This window comes from Nocardioides sp. Root1257 (genome assembly GCF_001425175.1).
Lineage (GTDB): Bacteria > Actinomycetota > Actinomycetes > Propionibacteriales > Nocardioidaceae > Nocardioides.
The window spans coordinates 183,587-209,390 of record NZ_LMDV01000002.1; the positions used below are offsets into that span (position 1 = coordinate 183,587).

General features: G+C 71.6%; 15 protein-coding genes. 7 read left to right on the forward strand and 8 right to left on the reverse strand.

The genetic code is table 11. The annotated features are described in order from the left end of the window. Window positions 1–90 precede the first annotated feature (90 nt). Window positions 91–1,563, forward strand: coding sequence for a lysyl oxidase family protein (locus ASC77_RS06845; RefSeq protein WP_056150358.1), 1,473 nt, complete (start codon window positions 91–93; stop codon window positions 1,561–1,563). Between the two features lie 89 nt (window positions 1,564–1,652). On the opposite strand, the gene ASC77_RS06850 is transcribed toward ASC77_RS06845, so the two are convergent. The 6 genes from ASC77_RS06850 to ASC77_RS06875 form a co-directional block, all read right to left on the reverse strand. Continuing rightward, a complete protein-coding gene (locus ASC77_RS06850; RefSeq protein WP_056150360.1) occupies window positions 1,653–2,471 on the reverse strand; it encodes a phosphotransferase family protein in 819 nt (272 codons plus the stop codon). 10 nt (window positions 2,472–2,481) lie between these two features. Further along, a complete protein-coding gene (locus tag ASC77_RS06855; protein ID WP_082574540.1) occupies window positions 2,482–5,187 on the reverse strand; it encodes a DEAD/DEAH box helicase in 2,706 nt (901 codons plus the stop codon). Window positions 5,188–5,198: 11 nt separating this feature from the next. Continuing rightward, a complete protein-coding gene (locus tag ASC77_RS06860) occupies window positions 5,199–6,152 on the reverse strand; it encodes an electron transfer flavoprotein subunit alpha/FixB family protein (RefSeq protein WP_056150362.1) in 954 nt (317 codons plus the stop codon). A gap of 10 nt (window positions 6,153–6,162) precedes the next feature. Beyond that, window positions 6,163–6,942, reverse strand: a complete 780-nt coding sequence (locus ASC77_RS06865; RefSeq protein ID WP_235547523.1) for an electron transfer flavoprotein subunit beta/FixA family protein — start codon at window positions 6,940–6,942, stop codon at window positions 6,163–6,165. A 145-nt stretch (window positions 6,943–7,087) separates the two neighbouring features. Continuing rightward, window positions 7,088–7,438 (reverse strand): hypothetical protein, encoded by a 351-nt coding sequence (locus ASC77_RS06870; protein WP_235547524.1) that lies wholly within the window; start codon window positions 7,436–7,438, stop codon window positions 7,088–7,090. Window positions 7,439–7,492: 54 nt separating this feature from the next. After that, window positions 7,493–8,272 carry an enoyl-CoA hydratase/isomerase family protein gene (locus ASC77_RS06875; protein WP_056150369.1) on the reverse strand — a complete coding sequence of 260 codons (780 nt, stop codon included), beginning with the start codon at window positions 8,270–8,272 and terminating at the stop codon, window positions 7,493–7,495. A 67-nt stretch (window positions 8,273–8,339) separates the two neighbouring features. Here ASC77_RS06875 and glgX point away from each other — a divergent pair, with 67 nt between their 5' ends. After that, window positions 8,340–10,514: a glycogen debranching protein GlgX gene (glgX, locus tag ASC77_RS06880; protein WP_414813162.1), complete on the forward strand. Its 2,175-nt coding sequence runs from the start codon at window positions 8,340–8,342 to the stop codon at window positions 10,512–10,514. Between the two features lie 116 nt (window positions 10,515–10,630). On the opposite strand, the gene glgP is transcribed toward glgX, so the two are convergent. Beyond that, on the reverse strand, window positions 10,631–13,216 hold the full coding sequence (gene glgP / locus ASC77_RS06885) for an alpha-glucan family phosphorylase (protein ID WP_056150371.1): 2,586 nt from the start codon (window positions 13,214–13,216) through the stop codon (window positions 10,631–10,633). 49 nt (window positions 13,217–13,265) lie between these two features. After that, entirely contained in the window at window positions 13,266–14,405 is a 1,140-nt protein-coding gene (locus ASC77_RS06890; RefSeq protein ID WP_056150373.1) for a hypothetical protein, read from the reverse strand. A 137-nt stretch (window positions 14,406–14,542) separates the two neighbouring features. Between ASC77_RS06890 and ASC77_RS06895 the strand changes: the two genes are divergently transcribed. The 5 genes from ASC77_RS06895 (at window position 14,543) to glgB (ending at window position 25,801) form a co-directional block, all read left to right on the forward strand. Continuing rightward, window positions 14,543–18,301: a M36 family metallopeptidase gene (locus ASC77_RS06895; RefSeq protein WP_082574541.1), complete on the forward strand. Its 3,759-nt coding sequence runs from the start codon at window positions 14,543–14,545 to the stop codon at window positions 18,299–18,301. Window positions 18,302–18,448: 147 nt separating this feature from the next. After that, entirely contained in the window at window positions 18,449–20,431 is a 1,983-nt protein-coding gene (locus tag ASC77_RS06900; RefSeq protein WP_056150375.1) for an alpha-1,4-glucan--maltose-1-phosphate maltosyltransferase, read from the forward strand. A 23-nt stretch (window positions 20,432–20,454) separates the two neighbouring features. Further along, window positions 20,455–22,146 carry a maltose alpha-D-glucosyltransferase gene (gene treS, locus ASC77_RS06905; RefSeq protein ID WP_056150477.1) on the forward strand — a complete coding sequence of 564 codons (1,692 nt, stop codon included), beginning with the start codon at window positions 20,455–20,457 and terminating at the stop codon, window positions 22,144–22,146. Then, window positions 22,143–23,597: a maltokinase N-terminal cap-like domain-containing protein gene (locus ASC77_RS06910; RefSeq protein ID WP_056150377.1), complete on the forward strand. Its 1,455-nt coding sequence runs from the start codon at window positions 22,143–22,145 to the stop codon at window positions 23,595–23,597. Before treS ends, ASC77_RS06910 begins: the two co-directional genes overlap by 4 nt. After that, complete coding sequence (gene glgB / locus ASC77_RS06915) at window positions 23,594–25,801, forward strand: 1,4-alpha-glucan branching protein GlgB (protein WP_056150379.1); 2,208 nt, start codon at window positions 23,594–23,596, stop codon at window positions 25,799–25,801. The genes ASC77_RS06910 and glgB overlap by 4 nt, the downstream gene beginning before the upstream one ends. The last annotated feature ends 3 nt before the right edge of the window (window positions 25,802–25,804 follow it).

Genomic DNA, 25,804 nt, shown 5'->3' on the forward strand with positions numbered 1-25,804 from the left:
GGGCGCGACATGGGGCTCGTCTTGACGCGCAGGCAACCGAATCCGGCCCGCCCGCGTCGTACTGTCGACCACCGCCCAGGAAGGACTCCCGTGCTCCGCTCCCTCGCCCTCGCCTCCGCCCTCGCGCTGAGTGTCCCGCTGCTCGCCACCGTGCCGGCCGACGCCGGACCCGACACCCACCGGCGGGCCGCCGCCCCCGTCACCGCGCCGTTCACGCTGTGGGCGCCGAAGACGGTGACGGCGTACTCCTACCGGCACCGCGCCTGGACCGACCTCGGCCTGCGGGTGGTCGCGAAGGGCGAGCCGTTCGAGCTCTGGTCGACGCGGTCGTCGTACGCCGAGCCGATCCGGACCGTGTGGCGCTCGTCGGCCGGCGACGTGGCGCTGCCGACCGGGGCGATGAAGGACTTCTCCGGCGTGCGCAACCTCGTCCGGCTCTCGATCAAGCCCGCGCACGGAAAGGCGGTGACCGCCACCCGCGACGTCTGCTTCAACGGCTGGACCGAGCGGGTCCGCCCCGACGCCGAGCCGACCTCGCCGTACCCCTCGGGGTGCTGGAACAACCCGTTCAGCCTCGGCTCGGTCCAGGGTGTCCAGGAAGGCTGGTCGACGAGCCTGCTCTCGAGCGACCGCCCGCTGCGCCTCGACCCCGGCACCTACCGGGTCCGCGTCCAGGTGGTCCCGCGGTACGCCGCGCTCTTCGGCCTCACGGCGGCCCAGTCGACCCGCACGGTCAAGCTGGTCGTGAAGTCGGACGGCGAGGGTGAGGGTGAGGGCGACGGCGCCAGCGAGTCGGAGCCGACCCCGGTCGGTCGCATCGCCGCACCCGCCGCGCACCGTCCGACCGGCGCCCAGCAGCGTCGCGTCACGGGTCCCACCCCGGACCTGCGCTCGCTGCCCGCGTGGGGCATCTCGCTGTCGAAGAACGGCCGCTACCTGCGCTTCTCGGCCACGGTCTGGAACGCCGGCGACAGCCCGCTGGTCGTCGACGGCTTCCGCCAGCGCGGCAAGGACCTGATGGACGCCTACCAGTACTTCTTCGACGCCGACGGCACCCAGACCGGCTACCAGGACGTCGGGCACATGCACTGGGACCCGAAGCCGTCGCACCAGCACTGGCACTTCGAGGACTTCGCCCGCTACTCCCTGCTGCGCAAGGACAAGTCGACGGCCACCGTGTCGAAGAAGGAGGCGTTCTGCCTCGCGAACACGGACGCGGTCGACCTCACGGTCCCGGGCGCGGCCTGGAAGCCCGAGAACACCGACCTCGCCACCTCGTGCGGCGACTACACGTCGCTGAGCATCCGTGAGGTGCTGGCAGCGGGCTGGGGCGACACCTACACGCAGTACCGCGCCGGCCAGTCCTTCCGGGTCGACAAGCTCCCGAACGGCGTCTACTTCATCTCGGTGGCCGCCAACCCCGACGGCAACCTCGTCGAGAGCTCCACGACCAACAACGTGGCGCTCCGCAAGATCCGGCTCAGCGGCACGCGCGAGGACCGCAAGGTGACCGTGACCCAGGTCGGAATCATCAAGGATGAGGGGTACGGCGGTACCGGCTGAGTCCTCCACGGGTTGAATCGAGAGTTGTGACGGTTGAATCGGGACTTTCGGCGTACAGAACTCCCGACTCGACCGTCATAACTCTCGATTCAACCTTCGGTGGCGTGGAGGTCGCCGGTCGCGACGATCGCGCCGAGGCGGCGGGCGGCGCGGTCGGCGACCGGGTTCTGGCCGGCGCGGGAGGCCAGCTCGGCGAGGGCATAGAGGTCGGCCGAGCGGGCCAGCTCGAGGGCGCGCTCGGGCGGCGTGCCGCGGAGCTCGGCGTACGCCCCCAGCACGGCGTCGACGTACGCCGGTTCGCGGTCGAACCGCAGCACGTTGCCGAGGTCGGTGAAGGGGTGGCCGGCGTGCGCGAACTCCCAGTCCAGGACGCCGGTGACCGCGAGGGTGTCGGGGTCGAGGAGCAGGTTCTTGGGGTTGAGGTCGCTGTGCACCAGGCAGGTGCGGGTCTCCTCGTCCAGGAGCGCCTCCGCGGCCGCGCCGAGCTCACCGAGCGACTCGGGGAGCCCGACGTCGTACGGCGTCACCGTGAGCTCGCCGTCGGCGAAGATCCCGCGGCTGAGCATCGGCATCCCGCCCAGGGTCCCGGCGATCCGGCCGACCGACTCCCCCACCCGGCGCAGGCCGTCGTCGTCCAGGGTCGGCAGCAGCAGGTCGCCACGGACGCCGGGCAGGAACTCCGTCACCAGCAGCGCCGGCATCTCGCCGGCGGCGCGACGTACCTCCAGCACCAGCGGGACGGGCAGCAGGCCGCGCACCAGCCGGAGCACCGCGGCGTCGATCTCGTGTGCCGCGGGGCCGCGCCTGCCGCCGTAGATGCGGACGACGGTCCGCTCGCCGCCTGCCTCGGCCACGAAGGTCTCACCGGACCAGCCGCCCTCGAGCGGCTCCAGCGACGCGAACTCCACCCGGACGACCCTAGGACCAGTGCGTGCGGATGACCGTGGTGGCCTCGAACGGGTCGTCACCGCGCTGCGCCGCGAGCACGCCGGCGCCCTCCGGGGATCCCGTGTAGAGCAGCTCGCTCGGTCCGATCCAGCGGTCCCACGCCGCCGCGAACGCCCCCGCCCGCGCGGCGTTGACCCCCAGCGCGGTCGGCACCGGGTGCCACACCACGCCCGACGGACGGGCCCGCAGGATCGCGCGGCGTACGGCGGAGGCGCCGCGAACCGTCGCCCAGAAGCCCGGCGGAGGTACGTCGTCGGGGCCGAGCACGTAGCGCGCCACGACGTAGCGAGGACCGGCCATCGGCTCGAGCAGCTGCTCCAGCGACTCGGTGAACAGCCAGGACGAGGCCTCGTCCGCGCCGTCCAGACGGCAGCGGTACTCGCCGCTCGGGTGCTGCTCCACGACGACCCCCGCGCTGCCGGTGCCGCCGAGCCCGGCTGCGAGCAGGCCGTCGGCGACGGCGGCGCCGAGCTGCTGGAGCGACGGCGCCACCAGCACCGGCCGCAGCACGTCATCGCGCCACCCGACCATGCGACGGCGGCGCTGCCGAAGGACGAACGGACCGGGCGCCACGGGCAGCGCGCCGCGCACGAGCACGCCGTCCGCACCGACCACGACGGGCGGCGGCGCGGGCGGGCCGGCGACCTGGGCCGAGGCGGTGACCCGGCCACGCACGCGCAGCGTCGGTCGCACCTGGTCGACGTACGGCTCCCCGATCCGCCACCACGCCCGGATCGCCTGCCGGTCCCGGGCGCGCTCGCCCATCCGCGCGTTGAGGGTGCCGAGGTCGGCCACCGCCGGTGGGACGTACGGCGAGAACGACGCGTCCAGGTGGCCGACCCCGTCGACGACGTCACCCTCGGCGTCGATGCCCTGGAAGCCGACGTGCTTGCGCACCAGCCGGTCCCAGTCCTGGCCGCCGCGCGGGTGCGCTTCGGTGAGGCACACGACCGACCAGGTGAGCGCGACCTTCTCCGGCCAGCCCGGGTCGACCCGGAGCGCGCGGCCACGGGTCTGGACGACGGCCGTGCTCGTCGTCGCGGTGGTGAGGTCGACGAGGGTGCTGATCCGGCGGGCGTCCCAGCCCTCGCCGAGCAGGCCCCGGGTGCCGACGACCACCCGCGAGCCGCCGGCCTCGAAGAAGCGGGTCACGTGCGGCACCCAGCGCCGGCTGCTCCACGGACCGGTCAGGGTGGCCACGACGCCCGGCTCGACCACCAGCGCGTCCGCGAGCCCCGGGTCGGTGCCGCGCACGTGCTCGACGAGCGCGCGCAGGGTGCTCTCCCCCGCCGCCACCGTCGAGCCGGTGACCAGCAGCGGGTCCAGCCCGGCCGTGGCGGGATCGCCGACCAGGGCCGTGATCACCGAGCGGGCCGAGCCCTCCTGGTCGTCGAGCACCCCGTCGAGGGCCTCCGGCACGATCGCGGTCGCGCGCTCGTGGTCGCAGAGCACCAGCACCCGCGCGTGGTCGCCGAGGACGTCCCACTCCTGCGCGACCAGCCCCACGGTCGCGGTCGTCTTGGCGAGCGAGCGCGCCAGCACCCGGTCGACGGTCGAGCGCCCGACCCGGATCCCGCGCCGGGTCCAGACGTAGCCGACCGCGGGCAGCGCCCGGCGTACGACGCCCAGGACGTCGTGGTCGCGTGGGTCCTCGCTGTGAACGACGCAGCGCACCAGCCAGTCGTCGACGAGCGCGACCCAGTCCGCCGGCGTCGGCGGTCGGCGGTGTCGCTCGGAGAGGACCGCGCCCGGCGGGAGCGCCAGCATGCCGGCGAAGTGGAGCCGGAGCGCCGCGTCGAGCTGCTCGGGCGCGACCTCGACCCGGGGCTCCGCCGTCACGAACCGCTCGTCCAGCCACTGGAGGAAGGGCAGCGACCCGAACTCCGGGTCCATCAGCCGCGTGGTGAGCTCGGTGGAGCGGGTCGCCTCCTCGGCCAGCCACTCCTCCTCGTGCGGGGTGGGCGTGACGAGGTGCGCGAGCTCGAGGTACGGCGCGAGGTCGCCCTCGCGCACCAGTGCCGGGACACCGGCCTGGAAGACGATCCCGCCGAAGAGGTCGTCGACGAGCCGCGCCTGGTCGGCGTCCAGGGTCGCCGGCGGTGTCGCGGTCAGCCGCAGCACCCAGGAGTCGGGCAGCTCCGCGAGGAGCTCCGCCAGCAGCTCGCCCCAGACCTCGAGCAGGTGGTGGCACTCGTCGAGCACGAGCAGCAGCCCGGGCGTCGAGCGGAGCCGCTCGACCAGGGCGCGACCGTTGGGGTGCAGCCGGGCCAGCTGCGACGAGGCGTCCTCGGGGTCGTCGGCGACCTCGTCATCGGCGTCGAAGACCGCGACGGCCTGGTAGGTCAGCGACGTCAGCTCGGCGCTCAGCTCCCGGTCGTCGCCGGCGGTGAGACCGAGCTCGGCGGCCGCGCCGACCCACTGGCCCTGGATGGCCGTGTTGGGGCTGAGCACCACGGCCTTCGAGACCGTGCCGTCGACCAGGTGCCGGGCCGCGGTCTCGAGTCCGACCCGGGTCTTGCCGCCGCCGGGCGGCAGCACGATCCAGGCTCGGGTGCGGCCGGCGTCCCACGCGGACTCGAGCGCGGCGAGCGCCCCGCGCTGGTGCACCCGCAACGGCAACGGGTCGCCCGCCTCGCGCGCACCCGGGGGTAGCGGAGAGGCGGACGACCCGTCCATGAGGCTGTGGATCAGCCCTTGCGCTTGTTGATCTCCTCGGTGGCGGCCGGGAGGACCGTGTGCAGGTCACCCACGACACCGAAGTCGACGAGCTCGAACATCGGGGCCTCCTCGTCCTTGTTGACGGCCACGATGGTCTTCGACGTCTGCATGCCGGCGCGGTGCTGGATCGCACCGGAGATGCCGTTGGCGACGTAGAGCTGCGGCGAGACGGTCTTGCCGGTCTGGCCGACCTGGAAGCTGTGCGGCATCCAGCCCGAGTCGACGGCGGCACGCGAGGCGCCCACAGCCGCGCCGAGCGCGTCCGCGAAGGCCTCGACCGGCTCGAAGTTGCCGCCGGTGCCACGGCCACCGGAGACCACGATCGCGGCCTCGGTGAGCTCGGGACGACCCGTGGCCTGACGCGGCTGGGAAGCCACGATCTGCGCGGTCTTGGCGGCGTCGGAGATGGTCGGCGAGAACTCCTCGACGGCACCGGCACCCTCGGCCTCCTCGGGGGCGGCCGAGTTGGGCTTGACCGTGATGATCGGGGTGCCCTTGGTGACCTTCGCCTGGACGGTGAAGTTGCCGGCGAAGACGCTCTGCGTCGTGACCGGGCCCTCCTGCACGTCGACGGCGTCGGTGATCAGGCCCGACTCGAGCTTGATCGACAGGCGACCGGCGATCTCCTTGCCCTCCGCGGAGGACGGGATCAGGATCGCGGCCGGAGAGGACTTCTCGGCGAGCTGCTGCAGCGCCTCGGCCTTGGGGGCGACGAGGTAGCCCTTCAGCTGCGCGTCGTCGATGACGTAGACCTTCTCGGCGCCGTACTTCTTGACCTTGTCGGCCACCTCGCCGGACTTGTCGGCCGGGCCGATGAAGACGGCCGAGGGCTCACCGAGTCGCTTCGCGATGGTGAGGAGCTCGTACGTCGGCTTCTTGACCGCGCCGTCGACGTGGTCGATGACTACCAGAACTTCAGACATCAGTCGCTCCTCAGATGAACTTCTTCGAGGCGAGGAAGTCGGCCAGCGCCTTGGCGCCCGAGCCGTCCTCGTCCTTGACGATCTCGCCGGCGGTGCGCGGCGGGCGGGCCGTGGTCTCGACGACCTCGGTCCACGCGGCGTCCGCGCCGACCTCACCGGCGTCGACACCCAGGTCGCTCAGCGACCAGGTCTCGAGCGGCTTCTTCTTGGCGGCCATGATCCCCTTGAACGACGGGTAGCGCGCCTCGCCGGACTGGTCGGTGACCGAGAGGACCAGCGGCATGGTGCCGCCGACGACCTCGGTGGCGGTGTCGCCGTCGCGCTTGATGCGCACCTGGTCGCCCTGGAACTCGACCACCGAGGCCAGCGTGACCTGCGGCAGGCCGAGGCGCTCGGCGAGCATCGCCGGGACGACGCTCATGCCGGCGTCGGTCGAGGCCAGGCCGCCGACGACCAGGTCGACCGGCGTCTCGGCGCCGAGCTTCTCGATCGCCTTGGCGAGCACCAGCGAGGTGGCCGCGGCGTCGGAGCCGGCGATGGCGTCGTCGATCACGTGGACGCCCTTGTCGGCACCCATCTGCAGCGCCTTGCGCACCGCGTCGAGCGCCTTCTCCGGACCCACGCACAGGGCGGTGACGGTGGTGTCGTCCCCGGCCTTCTCCTTGATCTGGAGCGACTGCTCGACGCCGTACTCGTCGAGCTCCGACAGGAGCCCGTCGACGCCGACGCGGTCCACGGTGTTGTCCGACTCGAACTGCCGGTCGGCAGTGGCGTCGGGAACGTACTTCACACAGACGACAATGTTCATGGTGGTGTGGCCGGGACGGCCCCTCCTGTGGTCTCGGATGTGCTCGTGAGGCTACCGTCGCGTACGACGCGCCGAAACTCGGTCCGGGGTCGGTTATGTCACAGCGACGCTGTCACGGTCGGACAGGTCACGGTCGGACGATGCGCTCCAGGATCCGGCCGACCACCAGGTAGGCGATCGCGCCCAGGCCCCAGTTGGCCAGTGCGCTCTTGGTCGCGGCGTCGGCACCCTCGAAGGTGAAGATGCCGTTGTCGCGGGAGAACACGTTCAGGTCGATCACGTCGGCGACGTCGAGGACGAAGCCCACGAGGACGTTGTCCTGGTTGGCGTCCAGCGCGATCAGGAGCGCGCCGACGGCCAGGAACAGCGCGCAGACGACGGCGGCGAGCCAGATCAGGCGGGCCAGCTGGACCCGCAGCGCGGCGGCGCCGCCGCGCCCCTTCTTGCGCTCGGCCACGTCAGCTCCCGGGGTTCTCACGCGCGACATCGTCCCCGCGGAAGGGTCGCGTCAAACGGCTGCTCGGACGCGCGCTCATCGGCCGACGAACTCGGCCTTGCCGGGACCGTTCTCCACGAACGACGCCATCCCGATCGAGCGGTCCTCGGTCGCGAAGAGGGCCGCGAACTGCTGCCGCTCGATCTCCAGGCCGGTCTCGAGGTCGACCTCCGAGCCGCGGTCGATGCTCTCCTTCGCCGCCCGGAGGGCGTACGACGCGGCCCCGCTGAACTGCTTCGCCCAGGCCAGCGCCTCGTCGTACACGCTGTCGGCGGGCACGACCCGGTCGACGAGCCCGATGGCGAGCGCCTCGTCGGCCTTGACGAACCGGCCGGTGAAGATCAGGTCCTTGGCCTTGCTCGGGCCGACCAGGCGGGTCAGCCGCTGCGTGCCACCGGCACCGGGGATGATGCCGAGCAGGATCTCGGGCTGGCCCAGGGTGGCGTTGTCGGCCGCGATCCGGATGTCGGCGCACAGCGCCAGCTCGCACCCGCCGCCGAGGGCGTAGCCGGTGATCGCGGCGACGACCGGCTTGGGGATCCGCGCGACGGCGCCGAGGGCCGACTGGAGCGGGCCGGAGCGCTTGACCATGTCGGTGTACGACATGTCGGCCATCTCCTTGATGTCGGCGCCAGCGGCGAAGACCCGCTCGCCGCCGTACACGACGACCGCCCGGACGTCGTCACGCTCCGTGGCCTCGACGGCCGCGGCGCGGATCTCCTCCTGCACCTGGACGTTGAGCGCGTTCATCTTCGGCCGGTCCAGCCGGATCGTTCCGACGCCGTCGGCCACCTCGAGTCGCACGAACTCGCCCATCGTCTGCCACCTCTTCGTGTCTGGTCTTCTCGGGTCCGTCCCCGGCATGCTGCCACCATCGGGAAGAATGCCGCCCGTGACCCCTGGCATCTGGACCCACCTCGGACAGCGCGCACGGGTCTGGCCCGGGCGCAACTGGCCGCTCGGCGCCACCTGGTCACCCGAGTCGACGAACTTCGCGGTCTACTCCCCCAACGCCACCGAGTGCTGGGTCTGCGTCTTCGACGAGGACGACGTCGAGACCCGGCACCAGCTCACCGAGCGCTCGCTCGGCATCTGGCACGGCGCGATCCCGGACCTGCGGCCGGGGGTGCGGTACGGCTACCGGGTCGACGGTCCGTGGGACCCGGCCGCCGGACTGCGGTTCAACCCGCACAAGCTGCTGCTCGACCCGTACGCCCTCGCGACCTCCGGCACCTTCACGCCGAAGCCGGCGATGTTCGGCTACGACCTGGCCGACCCGACCCTGCGCGACGAGCAGGACTCCGCGCCGTACACCGCGCGGAGCGTGGTCGTGGACCCGTCCTTCGACTGGGAGGGCGACACCCCGATGCGCCGGCGGTGGCGCGACACCGTCATCTACGAGCTGCACGTCAAGGGCTTCACCCAGCTGCACGACCGGGTGCCCGAGGAGCAGCGCGGGACGTACGCCGGGCTCGGGAGCCCCGCGGTCGTCGAGTACCTGCGCGACCTCGGGGTCACGGCGGTCGAGCTGCTGCCGGTGCACCAGTTCTTCTCGGAGCCGGCGCTGCTGGAGCGCGGGCTCGTGAACTACTGGGGCTACAACACGATCAGCTACTTCGCCCCCGACGCCTCCTACTCCTCGGCGGGCGACCGCGGCGAGCAGGTCGCCGAGTTCAAGCAGATGGTGAAGTCGCTGCACGCCGCCGGCATCGAGGTCATCCTCGACGTCGTCTACAACCACACGGCCGAGGGCGGCGCGCTCGGCCCGACGATCTCCTTCCGCGGGCTCGACGACCGCGGCTTCTACAAGCGGGTCAAGCCGACGGTCGACCCCGAGACCGGCGCCGAGACCTGGGACGACACCTACTGGGACGTCACCGGGTGCGGCAACACCGTCGACTCCAACGACCCGCTGGCGCTGCGGCTGATCCTCGACTCGCTGCGCTACTGGGTGACCGAGATGCACGTCGACGGCTTCCGCTTCGACCTGATGTCGGCGCTGACCCGCACCGGCTACGACATCGACATGAACTGCCGGCTGCTCGTCGCGATCGGCCAGGACCCGGTGCTGCGGCACGTGAAGCTGATCGCCGAGCCGTGGGACGCCTCGATGGACGGCTACCTCGTCGGCCGGATGCCGCCGCCGTGGGTCGAGTGGAACGACCAGTACCGCGACGAGATCCGGGACTTCTGGCGCAACCACTCCTCCGGCAACAGCACCGTCGCGACCCGGCTCGCCGGCTCGTCGGACCTGTACGCCGACGACGGGCGCTCGGCGTACAACTCGATCAACTTCGTGACCGCCCACGACGGCTTCACGGCGCGCGACCTGGTCACCTACGAGAGCAAGCACAACGAGGCCAACGGCGAGGACAACCGCGACGGCACCGACAACAACCGGTCGTGGAACCTCGGCCACGAAGGCGAGATCGACGACCCCGCGATGGTCGCCGTGCGCCGGCGTCAGACCGCCAACATGATGGCGACCCTCTGCCTGTCCAACGGCGTCCCGATGATCACCGCCGGCGACGAGCGCGGCCGCACCCAGCGGGGCAACAACAACGCCTACTGCCAGGACAACGAGCTCTCGTGGATCGACTGGAGCCCGGACGACGCGTGGCTCGACGTCTACGAGATCACCAAGGCCGCGCTACGCCTGCGCCGCGAGCACCCGGCCCTGCGCCAGCGGCACTGGTTCGAGGGCCGGCCCACGATCCGCGGCGGGCCGAAGGACCTCGCCTGGCTGCACCCGTCGGGACGCGAGATGACCGACGCCGACTGGCACGACCCCGACCTGCGCACGATCGGGATGTTCGTCTCCGGCGCCCCGCTGCGCGCCCCCGGCCGGCACGGCGAGCAGCAGGTGGACAAGTCCTTCATCCTCTGGTTCAACGCGGGCTGGCTGCCCGCCAAGATCTCGCTGCCCGAGAACGACTGGGTGCAGACCGGCGAGGTCGTCGTCTCCACGGACTTCCGGCTGCCCGTCGGCACGCGCGTCCAGGCCGGGGACCGGATCGCCCTCGGTCGCCGTACGGTCGTCGTCCTGCGGGAAGTCTGAGGAGACTGCAACGCGGCGGCCGCCATCGGCCCCCGCTGACCCGTTGAGTCGAGACTTCTGACGGTTGAATCCCGAGATAAGTCTCGACTCAAGCGTCAGAAGTCTCGATTCGACCCCTACGGGAGGGCGACGATGCCCAGCTCGGCGGGCGAGGTGAGCAGGTCGTTGCGGGGCACGACCCGGACCGTGTAGCCGAACGACCCCGAGTGGTCGAGGACCACGTCGCCGTCGAAGCGGTGCCGGCCGGCCTCGTAGGACTCGGCGGGCTGCAGCGAGAGGACGGCGGTGTCGACCAGGTCGTCCTCGCCGTTGCTGCGCCCGTGCACGAGCTGCACGTCGACGTCCGCGGGCGACAGGTCGCCGAGGGCGACGAAGGCCCGCACGCTCATCGTGTCGCCCACCTCGGGGGCGTCACCGACGCCGCTGCTCTCGACGTGCTCGACACGTACGCCGGGCCAGCCCGCCTTCACCTTCTTCTTCCAGGCGGCCAGCTCGACGGCGCCGGCGTAGTCGGCGTTGAGGCGGCGGGCGGTGGTCGCGGCCGGCGCGTAGAGCTGGCGCACGTAGTCGCTGACCATCCGGGTGGCGAGCACCTTCGGGCCGAGCGACTTCAGCGTGTGCCGGGTCATCTCGAGCCAGCGGGTCGGGACGCCCTCGGCGTCGACGTCGTAGAAGCGCGGCGCGACCTCGTTCTCGATCAGGTCGTAGAGCGCGTTGGCCTCGAGGTCGTCGCGGTGGTCGGGGTCGACGACGCCGTCGGCGGACGGGATCGCCCAGCCGTTCTGGCCGTCGTACCACTCGTCCCACCAGCCGTCGAGGATCGACAGGTTGAGGCCGCCGTTGAGAGCGGCCTTCATGCCGGAGGTGCCGCAGGCCTCGTACGGCCGCAGCGGGTTGTTCAGCCAGACGTCGCAGCCCGGGTAGAGCGGCTGCGCCATCGCGATGTCGTAGTTGGGCAGGTAGGCGATCCGGTGCCGCACCTCGGGGTCGTCGGCGAGCTGGACGATCGCCTGGATCAGCTTCTTGCCGCCGTCGTCGGCCGGGTGCGCCTTGCCGGCCATCACGAGCTGGACCGGACGCTCCGGGTCGAGCAGCAGGCGCTTGAGCCGCTCGGGGTCGCGCAGCATCAGCGTGAGCCGCTTGTACGACGCGGCGCGGCGGGCGAACCCGATGGTCAGCACGTCGGGGTCGAGCGCGGTGTCGATCCAGCCGAGCTCGGCCTTCGCGGCGCCGCGCTTCTCGCAGGACCGGGCCAGCCGCTTGCGGGCGTCGATCACCAGGCGCTCGCGCAGCGCACGCTTGGTCGCCCAGATGTCGGCACCGGACACCTTGTCGACCGCGGCCCAGAACGACTCGGTGTCGTCGGACTCGGGGTCGGCGCCCTGACTGGTCGCCAGCTCGATGACCTCGCGGGCCACCCAGCTCGGGGCGTGCACGCCGTTGGTGATCGACCCGATCGGCACCTCGGCCTCGTCGAAGGCCGGCCACAGGCCGTTGAACATCTCGCGGCTGACGTGACCGTGGAGCCGCGAGACGCCGTTGGCGCGCTGCGCGAGCCGGAAGCCCATCACCGCCATGTTGAAGACCGACGGGTCGCCGCCCTCGTAGTCCTCGCTGCCGAGCGGGAGGATCCGCTCGACGGGGACGCCGGGGGTCGCGCCCGCGTCGCTGAAGTACTGCTCGACCAGGGTCCGCGCGAAGCGGTCGATGCCCGCGGGCACCGGCGTGTGGGTGGTGAACACGGTCGACGCGCGACCCACCTCGAGGGCGGTGTCGAAGTCGAGCTTCGGGCCGTCCTCGGCGACGGTCAGCTCGCGGATCCGCTCCAGGCCGAGGAAGCCGGCGTGGCCCTCGTTGGTGTGGAACACCTCGGGGGCGGCGTGGCCGGTGATCCGCGAGAAGACGCGCAGCGCGCGGACGCCGCCGACGCCGAGCAGCAGCTCCTGGCGCAGGCGGTGCTCGCTGGTGCCGCCGTACAGGCGGTCGGTGACCTCGCGGTAGTGGTCGGGGTTGCCCTCGACGTCGGTGTCGAGCATCAGCAGCGGCACCCGGCCGACGCTGGCGACCCAGATCCGGGCGAGCAGCTCGGGGCCGTCGGGCAGCGCGATGCTGATCGTCGCGCGCTCGCCGTTCTCCTCGCGCAGCAGCGAGATCGGCAGCCCGTCGGGGTCGAGGACCGGGTAGGTCTCCTGCTGCCAGCCCTCGCGGGACAGCGACTGCTTGAAGTAGCCGTGCTTGTAGAGCAGGCCGACGCCGATGATCGGGACACCGAGGTCGCTCGCGGCCTTGAGGTGGTCGCCGGCCAGGATGCCGAGGCCGCCGGAGTACTGCGGCAGCACCGCGGTGATGCCGAACTCCGGCGAGAAGTAGCCGATCGCCTTCGGGCCGTCGACGCCAGCCGCGAGGCGGCGCTGGTACCAGCGGTCGCCGGTCAGGTACGCCGTGAGGTCGTCGTGCGCCGCACCGAGGGCCGCCAGGAAGCCGCTGTCGGCGGCCAGCTCGTCGAGCCGGGCCCGGCCGACGGCGCCCAGCAGCTTGACGGGGTCACGCCCCGTCGACTCCCACAGGTCGGGGTCGACGGAGGCGAAGACGTCCTGGCTCTGCGGGTGCCAGGACCAGCGCAGGTTGCCGGCGAGATCGCCCAGCGGGGCGAGCGCGGCGGGCAGGACGGGACGGACGGTGAATCGACGGATAGCACGCACCCGCCGACGTTACCGCGAGACTCTTGGATCGATCAAAGGATCGACGGGATCAGCGTGGGTCGACCTCGAGCACGAGGTGCCGGTCGCCCCGGACCACGGCCGCGAGCAGCCGGTCGCGGGTGGAGCCGCCCGGAGAGACCGAGAGCGAGCGCACGTCGCCCAGCCTGCCGAGGGGATGCCGGGCGCGGAGGGTCGTCGAGTCCGTCCACAGCGCGGTGCGCGGCAGCAGCTCGGGCTCGTCGGTCGTGTGCCCGGAGGTGAGGTAGACCCGACGGCCGTTGCTGCTCAGGTCCTCCAGGAAGAGCTGCTTCGCGCTGTCGTTCGGCACCGTGGCGGCCGCCACTCCCAGGTCGCCGACGCGGATGCGGGCGATCGCGGTCTTCTCCTGAGCGGACTCCCCGCCTTCGTCGTAGTAGCTGCCGAGCTGGACCAGGACCGAGCCACCGCCCGAGCCCGGGAGCAGCTTGCTGATCCAGGTGCGGTCGGTGCGCCCCTCCCAGCCGGGGACGACCACGGGAGCCGTCGTCTCGAGCTTGAGCTTCGTCGCGGTGCGCAGCAGGTAGCGCGCCACGCGCGGCTCGTCGGCGCCGTACCCGACCACGACGTGCTTCCCGTCAGCCGTGGCGGTGATCGTCGAGGCCCCGGCGAACGTGTCGGTGCGCGAACCCGACACCGGGTGCCTCGGGTCCCGGACGACGAGCACCTGGACGAACCCCTGTCCGAGCAGGTGCAGCCGTCGGCCGTCGGGAGTCAGCGTGGCGTCGCGGAAGAAGCGGTCCTTCGGGTCGTGGATGACCGATGCGAGCGACAGCGTCCGCACCAGCCGCGGCGCCCCACCGTTCAGCGCGAAGATCTTCAGGTCCCCCCGGGCGACGTTCTCCTGGACCACGTAGAGGTAGCGGCCCCCGGGGCTGAGCAGCATCTTGCTCTGGTAGGCGTTCCCGGGGATCGCCGTGGTGCCGAGGCGCTTCACGACCTTCGGCCCGATCGCGTACGACGTCAGGCCGGCCCTGGTCTCGACGACCAGCGTCCGCCCGTCCTGCGACACGGCCGTCGACGCCGCGCCGTGCCCCGGGTACGGCGCCTGCGCCACCACCGTGGCCGCTGGGGCCGATCCGTGGGCCGGCGGCACGGCCAGCACGGGGAGGGCCAGGGCGAGGACGGCGACGAGGCCGTGGGCGATGCGCATGGGAGGGCTCCAGAGGATGGTCGTGCGAAGGTGTCTCACCCCTGACAGCGTCGGACGGTCCACGTCCGTTACAGCGGCGGCCCCCAGGGCCGCCGGGGTTCACATAACGAACGGCGACGTCCGCCGTTGTCGGGGGCATGACCGCCCGCCTCCTCGTGCCGCTCGTCGCCGGCACCCTCGTCACCGGCACTCTGCTCGCTGGCGTGGCACAGCTGCCGGCCGCCGCCTCCTCCAACGCACCCGCCGGCCCCGGCCCCACCCCCGCCGTCAGCCGGACCCTCGGCGACCCGGTCCACGGCCTGCGGGAGGTGGACGTCCGCGGCACCGTGGCGCCCACGGCCCTCCAGCGCTCCGCCGTCGCCGCGCTCGGTCCGGCGCAGCTGCGCTGGAACGACTTCGGCACGCCGGCCTCGATCCTTCCGAAGGACGGCTCCCTCGGGGCCGCGCCCGGCGACCCGGTGACCGCGGCCAAGACCTGGGTCACCGACCACGCCACGCTGCTCGGCCTCGATGCCGCCCAGCTCAGCGGGCTCGAGCTCGTCAACGACCAGCGCCTCGTGGACTCCGACGCCCACGCCGTGCTCTTCCGGCAGACCTTCGGCGGTCTGAAGCCGGCGTCCGGGAGTCTGGTCACCGTCGGCGTCGCCGACGGCCAGGTCGCCTACGTCTCCTCCTCGCTGACCCGCACGACCCAGACCCCGCCGGCGAGCACGGTCACGCCGCTGCAGGGCTGGCTCGCCGCCGCCGAGGACGTGGGACTCGGCGTCGCCGCCGGTCAGGTCGGCGACATCGTCTCCGCGGTCTCCGCCGGCTGGACGAGGCTCACGGTCCCCGGCTTCCCGCAGGAGCAGACGGTTCGCCTGCGCGCCCTCGCGATGGCCGACGGCTCGGTCCGCCCGGTCCTCGAGGCCAACGTCGTCAAGGTCGCCGGCGGCGCGTCCACGGCGTACCGCGTGCTCGTCGACGGCGTCGACAAGGACGTGCTGGTGCGCCACAACGCGGTCGACAACGCGATGTACACCAACGTCTTCCAGGGCACGGTCAGCAACACGACGTGCGGCCCGGAGCACCCGTTCGAGCTCGACGACGCCCTGACGAAGTCGATCACCGCGACCGCACTCGCCCTGCCGACCGACGACGTCACCGTCACCCTCGAGGGCCCCGGCGGGCTGCACGAGACCCAGGACCTGCTGACGAGCCCCGAGGTGGCGACGTTCAGCGACGCCGACGGGTTCGACGCGGGTGCCTACACCGTGCAGGTCTGCCCCTTCGACGGCGCCTCCATCACCGTCGGGCAGTACGCCGTCCTGGTCGCCACGAGCGACACCGGCTCGCCGTCGACCGGTGACCTGAGCATCGACCCGTCGTGGCGCTACTTCACCGCCAACCCCGATCTCGCCTCGACCGCGGTCGGCACCATCCCCTCCAACTCGGTGATCGGCTGCTGGACGGGCACGGGTCCCGGCTGCACGACGCCCAACGGCCCGCTCGCCAACAGCGCGGCCAACGACGGCCCGTGGGACACCGTCGCCGGCGTCCCGACCTCGACGACGGTCGGCAACAACGCCAACACCCACGAGGCCTGGGCCGACCCGCTCGCTCCGGGCGGTCTGTTGCAGGCCCCGGTCTCGCCGACGCGTGAGTACACGACCGAGTTCACCGACGCGTGGAACGAGTCCGGCTGCGACCCGACCCAGCTGGTGCCGACCGGCAACGACATCGACGCGAGCGTGGGCAACCTCTTCACGTCGCACAACCGGATGCACGACTACAGCTACTACCTCGGGTTCACCGAGGACAACTACAACCTCCAGCTGAGCAACCGCGGCCACGGCGGCGTGGGCGGCGACGCCGAGGTCGGCAACGCCCAGGCGGGTGCGCTCACCGGCGGCACGCCGACCCAGCTGGGGCGCGACAACGCCAACCAGATCACGCTCAACGACGGCGTCCCCGGCATCACCAACCAGTACCTCTTCCAGCCCATCGCCGGTGCCTTCTACTCGCCCTGCGCCGACGGCGCGCTCGACATGAGCATCGTCGGCCACGAGTACACCCACGCCATCTCCAACCGGATGATCGGCGGCCCCGACGACGGCATCACGTCCGAGCAGGGTGGCGCCATGGGTGAGTCGTGGGGCGACCTGAACGCCGCCGAGCACATGTTCGGCAACGGCTACTCCAACGGCGCGAGCCCGTGGGTCGTCGGCCCCTACGCCACCGGCAACGCCACGGCGGGCATCCGCGACTACGCCATCGACAAGAACCCGCTCAACTACTCCGACTACGGCTTCGACACCACCGGTCCGGAGGTGCACGCCGACGGCGAGATCTGGAACGGCACCCAGTGGGAGGTCCGCCAGGCACTGGTCGAGAAGTGGGACAGCCAGTTCCCGTACGCCGACAAGCAGCTGCAGAAGGAGTGCACGATCGCCTCGGGCGCCCAGAGCCCGCTGCCCGCGAAGCTCTGCCCCGGCAACCGGCGCTGGATCCAGCTGGTCTTCGACGCCTTCCTGCTGCAGCAGGGTGCGACGTCGATGCTGGACGCCCGGGACGCGATGATCGCGGCCGACACGATGCGCTTCGGCGGGGCCGACGTCGACACCCTGTGGGCGGCGTTCGCCCGCCGCGGCATGGGCGCCACGTCCTCGACCCCCGACGCGGACTCCTCCGACCCGACGCCGAGCTTCGCGTCGCCGCAGGGACCCAACGGCACCGTCACCTTCGCGTCGGCCGGCACCGGCTCGATCTACGTCGGTGACTTCGAGGCCCGCGCGACCCCGGTCGCCGACACGGACCCGGCCACCGCGCTCGGGGCCAGCGCGGACTTCACACCCGGCACCTACCGGATGCTCTACGTCTCCGCCGCACGCGGCTTCCAGCGGTTCACGCTCACCGTGGGCGCTGCCGACAAGACCGTGCAGATCGCCGACAGCGACGTCAACCTCGCCAGCGCGGCGGCCGGCGCCTCCGTGATCGGCTCCACGGCCGGCTCGCTCAACCCGGAGTCGCTGATCGACGGCACCGAGGCGACCAACTGGGGCGGCGTCACGGCGGAGAACGTCGACGTTTCGCACCCGTCGGTCGCCGTCGCCCTCGCCGGCGGGGTGCACACGGTCCGCCGGGTGCAGGTCAGCGCCCTGCTGACCCCGGCCCCGGCCGACCCCAACGAGCTGCCGCTCGCCGCCGACCCGGACTCCGGCTCGCGCTTCACCGCGCTCCGGAAGTTCGAGCTCCAGGCCTGCGTCGCCGACTGCGCGAGCGACGGTGCGACGTGGACGACCTTCTACACGTCCGCGGACGACGCCTTCCCCGGCACCGTGCCGCGGCCGGTCGCGCCCGACCAGACGATGCGCACCTTCGACGTACCCGCCACGCAGGCGGCGGCCGTCCGCCTGGTCGGGCTGGAGAACCAGTGCACGGGCAACGACGAGTACGCCGGGGAGCTCGACAACGACCCGACCAACGACACCGACTGCGCCACGGCCTCCGACCGCGGCACGATCGTGCACGCCTCGGAGCTCCAGGTCTTCGAGTCGGCTGCCGCACCCGGTGGCGTGCTGACGCCCCCGACGACGGCCAAGCCGACGCCCAAGTCGACCACCACCCGGATCGCCGCCAGCAAGAAGCGCGTCGTCCGGGGCAAGCGTGCCGCGCTCCTCGTCTCCGTCGTCCGCGGCGGCGCGTCGATCGGCCGCGCCGGGAGGCTCGTCGTCATCCGGGACGGGAAGCGTGGGGGCGCCGTGACCCTCGGCCGGGGCCGGACGACGATCCAGCTCACCCAGGGCCTGTCGGTCGGCAAGCACCGCTTCCGGGTGACGTTCGTGCCGAGCGACCCGAAGGCCTACCGCGGCTCGACGTCCAGGGTCGTGACGATCACGGTGGTCCGCAAGCGCTGAGGCGTGGTTTCGAGGCTCGTCGCTGGCGCTCCTCGCGCCACAACCACCGGCGAGGCCGGCGTCACGCGCGCGCATCACTTGGTGGATGACGGGTAAGGGACCAGCGCACTTGCCGCAGTTGCCCGCACTCTCGCTAGGTTGGAGCGCATGGTCGGACGCATCCCCGTCATGAACGTCACGCCCCTCGTCGATCTCGGTCGCCGACCGGCGAAGGCGACGGTCGGCGAACCGTTCCCCGTCACGGCGAGTGTGTTCCGAGAGGGACACGACCGGCTCGGCGCGGAGGTCGTGCTCACCGACCCCGACGGCGTACGCCGTCCTCCCGTGCGGATGACCGAGCACGCCGACGTGCCCGACCTCTACGAGGCGTGGCTGACCCCGGACGCCGGCGGTGCGTGGACCTTCGAGATCCAGGCGTGGTCGAGCCCGCTCGGCACCTGGTTCCATGACGGGCCGATCAAGATCCGCGCCGGTGTCGACGTGGAGCTGATGTTCACCGAGGGGCGGCTGCTGTTCGAGCGGGTCCGCGCCTCGCTCGACCCGTCGGACCCCGACTCGGTGGACCACGGACGCGTCATCGACGGGGCCATCGAATCGGCCTCCGACGAGACGCGCCCAGCCGAGGCGCGGCTCGCCGCGATCGAGGACCCGGCGGTGATCACCGCCCTCGAGAGCCACCCCATCCGCGAGCTGCTCACCGTCGAGGGCCCCTACCCGGCGTACGCCGACCGCACCAAGGCGCTCTTCAGCAGCTGGTACGAGTTCTTCCCGCGCTCCGAGGGCGCGAAGACCAACGCGAAGACCGGCAAGGTCGTCAGCGGCACCTTCAAGACGGCCGCCAAGCGCCTCGACGCGGTCGCCGCGATGGGCTTCGACGTCATCTACCTGCCGCCGATCCACCCGATCGGCGAGGTCAACCGCAAGGGACCCAACAACACCCTGGACCCGGGTCCCGGCGACCCTGGCTCGCCGTGGGCGATCGGGTCCAAGCACGGCGGCCACGACGCGATCCACCCCGACCTCGGCACGTTCAAGGACTTCGACGCCTTCGTCGCCCGGGCCGGCAAGCTCGGGCTCGAGGTGGCGCTCGACCTCGCGCTGCAGGCGGCACCGGACCACCCGTGGGTCACCAGCCACCCGGAGTGGTTCACCACCCGCGCCGACGGCACCATCGCCTACGCCGAGAACCCGCCCAAGAAGTACCAGGACATCTACCCGATCAACTTCGACAACGACCCCACCGGCATCGGCCAGGAGGTGCTGCGGATCGTCCGGCTCTGGATGTCGCACGGGGTGCGGATCTTCCGGGTCGACAACCCGCACACCAAGCCCGTGGCGTTCTGGGAGTGGCTGCTCACCGAGGTGCGTCGTACCGATCCGGACGTGCTCTTCCTCGCCGAGGCCTTCACCCGCCCGGCGATGATGCGCGGCCTCGGGGCGGTCGGCTTCCAGCAGTCCTACACGTACTTCACGTGGCGCAACGCGAAGTGGGAGATCGAGGAGTACCTCCGCGAGCTCTCCCGCGAGACCGACCACCTGATGCGGCCGAACTTCTTCGTCAACACCCCCGACATCCTGCACGCCTACCTCCAGTACGGCGGCCCCGCGGCGTTCAAGATCCGCGCCGCCATTGCAGCCACCGGCTCGCCGAGCTGGGGCGTGTACGCCGGCTTCGAGCTCTTCGAGCACGTGGCCGTGCGACCGGGCAGCGAGGAGTACCTCGACTCGGAGAAGTACCAGGTGCGGATCCGCGACTGGGCCGGCTCCGAGAGCGAGGGCCGCACGCTCGCGCCGTACCTCACCCGGCTCAACGAGATCCGGCGCGCACACCCTGCCCTGCAGCTGCTGCGCAACGTCACGATCCACTGGAGCGACGACGAGAACATCCTGGTGTTCTCGAAGGCTCATGAGGAGGACACGGTCATCGTCGTCGTCAACGTCGACCCGCACGCCACCCGCGAGACGACGGTCCACCTCGACCTGGCCGCCCTCGGCTTCGCCGACACCGACTCGTTCGTCGTGCACGACGAGATCACCGGCGAGGACTGGACCTGGAGCCAGCACAACTACGTCCGGCTCGACCCGCACCACGAGCCCGCGCACATCCTGAGCGTGAGGAGGACCGCGTGAGCGAGCAGCCGATCACCGACGAGATGACCAGCCGCCAGCCCGAGTGGTTCAAGACCGCGGTCTTCTACGAGGTCCTGGTCCGCGCGTTCCGCGACTCCAACGCCGACGGCACCGGCGACTTCCGCGGCCTGGTCGAGAAGCTCGACTACCTCCAGTGGCTGGGCGTCGACTGCCTGTGGATCCCGCCGTTCTTCCCGAGCCCGCTGCGCGACGACGGGTACGACGTCGCCGACTACACGGGGGTGCACCCGGAGATCGGCACCATCGAGGACTTCCGCTTCTTCCTCGGCGAGGCGCACAAGCGCGGCCTGCGCGTGATCATCGACTTCGTCATGAACCACACGAGCGACCAGCACGAGTGGTTCCAGCAGTCGCGCACCGACCCCGAGGGTCCGTACGGCGACTTCTACGTCTGGTCGGACACCGACGAGCTCTACGAGGACGCCCGGGTCATCTTCGTCGACACCGAGCCGTCGAACTGGACCTGGGACCCGGTGCGCCAGCAGTACTTCTGGCACCGGTTCTTCTCCCACCAGCCGGACCTCAACTTCGACAACCCGGCCGTGCACGACGCGATCATCGACGCGATCCGCTTCTGGATGGACATGGGCATGGACGGCTTCCGTCTCGACGCCGTGCCCTACCTCTACGAGCGCCCCGGCACCAACGGCGAGAACCTCCCCGAGACCCACGACTTCCTCAAGAAGGTCCGCAAGGTCGTCGACGACGAGTACCCGGGCCGGGTGCTGCTCTGCGAGGCCAACCAGTGGCCCGAGGACGTCGTCGACTACTTCGGCGACCCGGACGTCGGCGGCGACGAGTGCCACATGGCCTTCCACTTCCCGGTGATGCCGCGCATCTTCATGGCCGTGCGCCGCGAGTCGCGGTTCCCCATCTCGGAGATCCTCGAGCAGACGCCGGCCATCCCGGAGCACTGCCAGTGGGGCATCTTCCTGCGCAACCACGACGAGCTGACGCTCGAGATGGTCACCGACGACGACCGCGACTACATGTGGGGCGAGTACGCCAAGGACCCGCGGATGAAGGCCAACATCGGCATCCGCCGCCGGTTGGCCCCGCTGCTCGACAACGACACCAACCAGATCGAGCTCTTCAACGCGCTGCTGCTCTCGCTGCCCGGATCGCCGTGCCTCTACTACGGCGACGAGATCGGGATGGGCGACAACATCTGGCTGGGTGACCGCGACGGCGTACGCACCCCGATGCAGTGGACCGCCGACCGCAACGCCGGCTTCTCCTCCGCCACGCCGGGAAAGCTGGACCGTCCCGTGATCCAGGACCCGGTTTTCGGGTACCAGTCGGTCAACGTGGAAGCCCAGCTCGAGAACTCGTCGTCACTGCTGCACTGGACGCGGCGGATGATCCACGCGCGCCGTAACCACGAGGCCTTCGGGCTCGGCGACTTCCACGACCTCGGCGGCTCGAACCCGTCGGTGCTGTCGTACGTGCGGGAGCACACCAGCGCCGACGGCACCAGTGACGTGATCCTCTGCGTCAACAACCTCTCCCGCTTCCCCCAGCCGGTCGAGCTCGACCTGCGCCGCTACCAGGGCCGGACCCCGGTCGAGTTGCTGGGCGGGGTGCCGTTCCCTGAGATCGGCGAGCTGCCCTACCTGCTCACCCTGTCCGGCTACGGCTTCTACTGGTTCCGGCTCACCGCGCCGGAACCCACCGAGGAGGGCCAGCTGCTGTGACGCCACCCGTCTCCCAGGTCGACCCGGACGTCTTCGTCCGCTACCTCGAGCGCACCCGCTGGTTCGGCGGCAAGGGCCGGCCGTTCTCGGTGTCCGGAGTCCGCCGGATCGGTGAGCTCCCGGGCAGTGGTGACGGCCTGTGGGTGGTGATCGACCTGGTCGAGGTCGCCTACGGCGACGCCCCGGGCGGCACCGAGATCTACCAGGTTCCGCTGGCGCTCTACACCGAGCCCGAGACCCGGCTCGACCATGCGTTCCTGGGCTGGTGGGAGGAGCCGGAGTTCGGGTGGGTGCACGCCTACGACGCGCTCCACGACCGGGAGGCGATGGCGCTGTGGCTGCGCGCGTTCGCCGCGGCAGCCGACGAGACCGGTGGCAACCGCACCGACCTCGACAGCGGGCTCGCCTTCCACCGGCTCAGCGGCCACGACCTCGACCTGGACACCCACTCGACCCTCTTCTCGGGCGAGCAGTCGAACTCGTCGGTGGCCTTCGGCGAGGACTCGCTGATGAAGGTCTTCCGCAAGATCACGCCGGGCGTCAACCCCGACATCCAGGTCCACGACGTCCTCACCCGCACCGGCTCCGAGCACATCGCCGCGCTCTACGGCTGGCTCGACTGGGTCGACGGCTCGCCTGACAGCGGGGCCGACGACGACGGCGGCACGACGATGCAGCTCGCGATGCTCCAGCAGTTCCTGCGCACCGCCAGTGACGGCTGGGACCTCGCCCTGACCAGCGCGCGCAACCTCTTCGCCGAGGCCGACCTGCACGCCCACGAGGCGGGCGGGGACTTCGCCGGGGAGTCGACGCGGCTCGGCGACGCGCTGCGCGAGGTGCACGCCGTGCTGGCGCAGAACTTCCCCGCCGAGCGCCGCGGCGCCGACGCGGCGGTGGAGCTCGCCGACGCCATGACCACCCGGCTCGAGGCTGCGCTCGACGTCGTGCCCGAGCTGGCGCCGTACGCCGGGACGCTGCGCGCGACCTACGACCGGGTGCGCGCCCTGCCCGGCCTCGACGTCCAGCAGGTGCACGGCGATCTCCACCTCGGTCAGACCCTGCGGACCAGCCTGGGCTGGAAGATCGTGGACTTCGAGGGCGAGCCGGCCAAGCCGCTCGCCGAGCGGCTGCTGCCCGACTCCCCCTGGCGCGACGTCGCCGGGATGCTGCGCTCCTTCGACTACGCCCCGCGCGTGGTCGAGCGCTCCTTCGCGCAGGACGACGCGGAGGGCGCGTCGCAGCGGGCCTACCGCGCCGACGAGTGGGCGCACCGCAACAGCAACCACTTCCTGACGGCGTACGCCGGCGGCGCGGTCAGCGACGAGGACCGGGTGCTGCTCGACGCCTACGTCGCCGACAAGGTCGTCTACGAGACCGTCTACGAGACCCGCAACCGACCCGCCTGGGTGGACATCCCACTGGCGGCGGTCGCAAGGATGGAACACCCATGACGACCCCCGCAGGACCTGCGATCCAGCCCGTCTCGGCCACCGAGCTCGACCAGGTGGTCCGTGGTGAGCACGGCAACCCGCACGGCGTGCTCGGCCCGCACCCGCACGAGGGCGCCGTGACCGTGCGCGTGCTGCGGCCGCTCGCGTCCTCCGTCGAGGTGCGCTGGGACGGCGGCTCGGTCGACCTCTCCCACGAGCACGAGGGCATCTGGGTCGGCGTCGTGCCGCTCCCCGACGTGCCCGACTACCGCGTCGCGACGTCGTACGGCGCGGAGCCCGTCGTGCTCGACGACCCCTACCGCTTCCTGCCGACGCTCGGCGAGGTCGACCTGCACCTGATCAACGAGGGCCGCCACGAGCAGCTCTGGGAGGTGCTCGGGGCGCGGGTCCGCCACTACCCGGGAGCGTTGGAGCCCGTCACCGGCACGTCGTTCGCGGTGTGGGCGCCGTCCGCCCGGGCGGTGCGGATCAAGGCCGACTTCAACAGCTGGGACGGCCGCGAGCACCCGATGCGCCAGCTGGGCACCTCCGGCGTCTGGGAGCTCTTCGTGCCGGGCGTCCGCAGCGGCGCGGCGTACAAGTTCGTGATCCTCGGCCCCGACGGCGAGTGGCGCGAGAAGGCCGACCCGATGGCGGCCTGGGCCGAGAAGCCCGCCGACACCGCGTCCCGGATCTTCGAGTCCGACTACGACTGGGGTGACGCCGACTGGCTCGCCGAGCGCGCCAAGGGCTCCCCCGTCAACGGCCCGATGAGCGTCTACGAGATGCACCTCGGGTCGTGGAAGAAGCACCACGACGGGCGCTTCTGGTCCTGGGCAGAGCTGGCCGAGGAGCTCCCGGCGTACGTCGCCGGGCTGGGCTTCACGCACGTCGAGCTGATGCCGGTGATGCAGCACCCGTTCGGCGGCTCGTGGGGCTACCACGTGACGTCGTACTTCGCGCCGGACGCGCGCTTCGGCGACCCCGACGGCTTCCGGCTGCTCGTCGACCGGCTGCACCAGGCCGGCGTCGGCGTGATCCTCGACTGGGTACCCGGCCACTTCGCGACCGACGAGTGGGCGCTGGCGCGCTTCGACGGCACGCCGCTCTACGAGGACCCCAACCCGCAGCGCGGCTGGCACAAGGAGTGGGGCTCCCACATCTTCAACTTCGGCCGGCGGGAGGTGCGCAACTTCCTGTACGCCAACGCGGTCTACTGGCTCGAGGAGTTCCACGCCGACGGCCTGCGCGTCGACGGCGTCGCGTCGATGCTCTACCTCGACTACGCCCGTGAGGACGGCGAGTGGTCGCCCAACATCCACGGCGGGCACGAGAACCTCGAGGCGGTGCAGTTCCTCCAGGAGATGAACGCGACCGTCTACAAGCGGATCCCCGGCATCGCGACGATCGCCGAGGAGTCGACCTCCTGGCCGGGCGTCACCAGGCCGACGTCGGCCGACGGGCTCGGCTTCGGCTTCAAGTGGAACATGGGCTGGATGCACGACTCGCTGGACTACCTGGCCCACGAGCCCGTGCACCGGGCCTACCACCACGGCGAGATGACCTTCTCCCTCGTCTACGCGTTCTCCGAGAACTTCGTGCTCCCGCTCTCCCACGACGAGGTCGTGCACGGCAAGGGCTCGCTGCTGCGCAAGATGCCAGGCGACCGGTGGCAGCAGCTCGCCAACCTGCGCGCCTACCTCGCCTTCATGTGGGCGCACCCCGGCAAGCAGCTGCTCTTCATGGGCTGCGAGCTCGGCCAGGAGTCCGAGTGGGCCGAGTCGCGCGAGCTGGACTGGTGGCTGCTCGAGCACCCCGAGCACCGCGGCGTCTCCGACCTGGTGCGGGACCTGAACGCGGCGTACGTCGGCTCGCCGGCCGTCTGGTCGCGCGACAACGACCCCAGCGGCTTCCAGTGGATCGACGCCAACGACGCCGGCCGCAACGTCTTCTCGTTCATCCGGCGCGGGTCGGGCGACGCACCCGACGTGGTCTGCGTGTCCAACTTCGCGGCGGTGCCGCACGACGACTACCGGGTCGGGCTCCCGGCGGCGGGCGAGTGGGAGGAGATCCTCAACTCCGACGCCGAGGCGTACGCCGGCTCCGGGGTCGGCAACTTCGGCTCCGTCACCGCCGTCGAGGGCGAGTGGTCGGGCCAGCCGGCGCACGCGACCATCGTCGTCCCGCCGCTCGCGACCGTGTGGTTCAGGCGGCGTGCATCCTGACGG